At 40.6% G+C, this 529-nt stretch carries 1 pseudogene; it reads right to left on the bottom strand.

The annotated features are described in order from the left end of the window. A pseudogene (locus JC606_RS23285) lies at nucleotides 1-472 on the bottom strand (hypothetical protein); the annotation flags it as partial. Nucleotides 473-529 lie beyond the last annotated feature (57 nt).

Raw genomic sequence — 529 nt, 5'->3', positions numbered from 1 at the left:
CACCTGTAACTTTAGCTGACGCTGTCAGTTGAGGTGGGGAGTCCATACCATTGAGTATCTCTGAGGGCTTGTCATCTTCAATTAGTAAGAACTCGAGCAACTCTTTTTCTATATGACACGATAGAATGGTTTCATTGGGTTGCCCCGCAGAAACCTGTTCAACATTGATTACGACACTCGACTCAGGCAATACATTGAAAGAGTCCTGAGCACATTTAAGAACACAGCTACACACATATTCTCGATATAGGATATTACTCTCAGGTATGGGTAGGTTTTCTAGTTTTACCTCACCTTGGCACAGAACCTTTCTCTCTTTAGGGATGACATTATCCTTATTCACCTGAATATTGATCTCTAACAGGTGACCATTTTTATAAGTATTAAAGTTATGGTTGATCAGCTTTGTGTCGACTACAGAGGCGTTGATAGGATTCTGTTGTGCTTCTGAAAGAGCGGTCAGTTTGGCTCGCTAGACCCTGTAAATAATTCTGTGTAACTGATCTTGGTTACAAGTATTCAGTTAATC

It is taken from the genome of Vibrio sp. IB15, from assembly GCF_016406055.1.
GTDB lineage: Bacteria > Pseudomonadota > Gammaproteobacteria > Enterobacterales > Vibrionaceae > Vibrio > Vibrio chagasii.
Note: the sequence above shows the minus strand (reverse complement) of the source record. Positions and strands in the feature narration are given on the sequence as shown.